Source organism: Kribbia dieselivorans NBRC 106261, assembly GCF_001552435.1.
GTDB classification, from domain to species: domain Bacteria; phylum Actinomycetota; class Actinomycetes; order Actinomycetales; family Dermatophilaceae; genus Kribbia; species Kribbia dieselivorans.
This window is the reverse complement of the sequence record NZ_BCRE01000201.1, coordinates 1-2385: the sequence shown is the minus strand read 5'-3', so window position 1 is coordinate 2385 and position 2385 is coordinate 1. Positions and strand designations below refer to the sequence as shown.

4 protein-coding genes are annotated in these 2385 nt (G+C 71.9%); all 4 read right to left on the bottom strand.

Translation table 11 applies throughout. From position 1 onward, the window contains the following. A partial coding sequence (locus tag KD1_RS14150; RefSeq protein ID WP_068402984.1) for a thiolase C-terminal domain-containing protein occupies positions 1-1180 on the bottom strand: 1180 nt, incomplete at its 3' end. Continuing rightward, positions 1177-1632, bottom strand: a complete 456-nt coding sequence (locus KD1_RS14145) for a Zn-ribbon domain-containing OB-fold protein (RefSeq protein WP_068402983.1) — start codon at positions 1630-1632, stop codon at positions 1177-1179. The genes KD1_RS14145 and KD1_RS14150, both read right to left, overlap by 4 nt. Continuing rightward, positions 1629-1961, bottom strand: coding sequence for a hypothetical protein (locus KD1_RS14140; protein ID WP_068402981.1), 333 nt, complete (start codon positions 1959-1961; stop codon positions 1629-1631). The genes KD1_RS14145 and KD1_RS14140 overlap by 4 nt, the downstream gene beginning before the upstream one ends. Before the next feature lies 1 nt (position 1962). Next, the coding region (locus KD1_RS16935; RefSeq protein WP_169795404.1) for a hypothetical protein at positions 1963-2385 on the bottom strand (423 nt) is incomplete at its 5' end.

Sequence of the window (2385 nt, the reverse complement as noted above, 5' to 3'; positions counted from 1 at the left end):
GGGTGCGGGCGCTGCCGAGCAGCACCGAGCTGACCAAGGGGGCCATCGGCCCCCCGATGAACAGGGAGGTATCCGTATCGGGCACCTGGTTCGGCGAGGTCCCGCGGATCTGCCGGACCGCCTCGACGGCCAGCCCCATCCCGTTGACGAACGAGTCGGCGATGTTGCCACCCGAGGTGTTGATCGGCAACACCCCGCCCGGAGCGGTGAGGTTCGCCACGGTCATGAACTCCCCCGCCGCCTCTCCGGGCGGGCAGAGCCCGTGGTCGATGAGCGAGGCGAGCGCCGGGCCACTGAAGTTCTCGTAGACCTGGGCGACGTCGAGGTCGCTGGGGGCGATCCCGGCCTGGGCCCACAGCCGCGAGGCCACGCCGTGGCCCGATGCCCCGGCGGCGAAACCGGCCGACGTGTACGGATCGTCGTTCTCGCCCCACGACGCATACCCGCCCGGCGCGCCCTGGGCGGCGGCCAGGACATACGCCGGTGTCACCCCGAGTTCCGCGGCCCGTTCGGCCGAGACGACGATCACCGCGACGGCGCCGTCGTTCTCGCGGGAGCAGTCGAACAGGTGGTACGGCTCGACGATCAACGGCGAGGAGTCATAGCCCTCGGCCGTCAACGGCTTGCCGTACCCGGCTGCGGTCGGATTGTTCTGTGCATGCTGATACGCCGCCAGCACGAGGTTGCGCATGGCACTGCGGGGCACGCCCTCGGCCTCGAGCATCCGCTGGGTGCGCAGCGCCGTGACCTGCGCCGGGGTGGCGACCCCGTGTGGGACGTAGGTGTTGTCGAAGTAGTACTTCGCGAAGCCCAACCGCCCCGTCTCGGCCTGGGTCATGCCGCGGTAGGCGACCACGCACGAGGCCTGCCCGGTGGCCACGGCCGTGACCGCCGCGCCGATGGAGGCCGCTGCCCCGCCGCCTCCGCCACCCCAGACCATGGACGACCAGCGCAGCTCACGCACCCCGAGTTCGGCGGCGAGCACCGGACCGCTGTTGTCGCCGCCGGCGTATGACGTGAACCCGTCGATGTCGCGCGGGGAGATGCCGGCGTCGGCGCACGCCTCGAGGATTGCCTGGAGCAGCATGACGCGTTCACTGGCCGGAGCCTTACCACGGGGGTAATGCAGGTTCGCCACGCCGACGATGGCCGTGGCGCCCCGTAGTCCGAGCGCGCTCATGACGCGGCCGCCGACTGCCAGCGCAGCACGGGGTACTCCGCGTTGGCCGGCTGCACGATGACGCCGGTGACGGTGTCACCGATGGCCGGATCGGCGCCGGAGGCATCACCCGAGGCGTCGAGCAGGATGCCGAGCACGCGGACCGGCGCCGACTCGAGCTCCACGAGCGCCGTCACGTACGGCACCGGCACGTCGAGCTCGCTGATGAACGCCCGCTGGCTGCGGGCCCACGAGAAGATGCGCCCGCGGGCGGGCACCGCCTCCCAGTCGGTCTCGAATGCCCAACACTCCGGGCACAGCACGCGCCCGAGCGAGCGCCACGTGCCGCATGCGCGACACCGCGGCAGGGTGAGCACGCCGGAGCGCAGTCCCTCCCAGTACGGCAGGTCGGTTCCGTCGACGCCGGGCCCGGTCGGGAGCTGCTCCAGCGCCGCGTCGGTGGTCGCCGTCACGGGGCGGGCACCTCGAAGTTCTCCAGCTCGTCGGCCAGCCAGGCGCCGTCGACCAGGCCCCAGCCGGAGCGCAGCCCGATGACGCCGGATTCGGTCGTGTAGACGGCCTCGCCGACCGAGCGGTCACCGTCGGTGGCCATGGAGACGATCCGCGCGGACACGACGTCCTTGCCGGGAGTGTTGATGCCCTCGAAGACCGTGGGCAGCTTTTCGGGCAGCATGTCGGCGAGCAGGGCCTTGAGGTTGCCTGCGACGACGAGGTCGACGTGGCGGGTGTAGGTCGAGGCGAACTCGGCCGAGGCGGTGTTCGCCGGGGGCGATGCGGTCATGTCAGGCCTTCCTCGCGGGGATGTCCCGCAGGTACACGTAGTCGGATTGGTCATGCTCGAAGCCGAGGCTGCGCGAGACGCTCACGACGTCCTCGTCAAGGGCGTCGACGTACAACTGGGCCACCCGAGCCCGCTCACCCTGAACCTGCAGGAGCGCAGCGGTGAGCAGGTCGCGCAGTGCCTCACGGGAGCCGGGGTCGGTCTGGATGGCGATGCAGGCCGGCACGGTGGCGGGGTGCTCCGGGTCGGCCCCGACGAGGACGGCGCCGCCGCCACTGCCGGAGGCGAGCGCCAACCGGACGCGACCGCGGGCCAGGACCGCGCGCTGCTCCGGAGCGAGGACGTCGTGGTGGCCGTCGACGAGTTCCCGGGTGCCCTCGGCCGTCTCGGTCGCGGTCACCGCCACGGCCGGAGCGTCGAACGG

Excerpts from the sequence above, each read along its gene's own strand:
- KD1_RS14140 (WP_068402981.1), bottom strand. The coding sequence starts at position 1,961 with ATGACCGCATCGCCCCCGGCGAACACCGCCTCGGCCGAGTTCGCCTCG.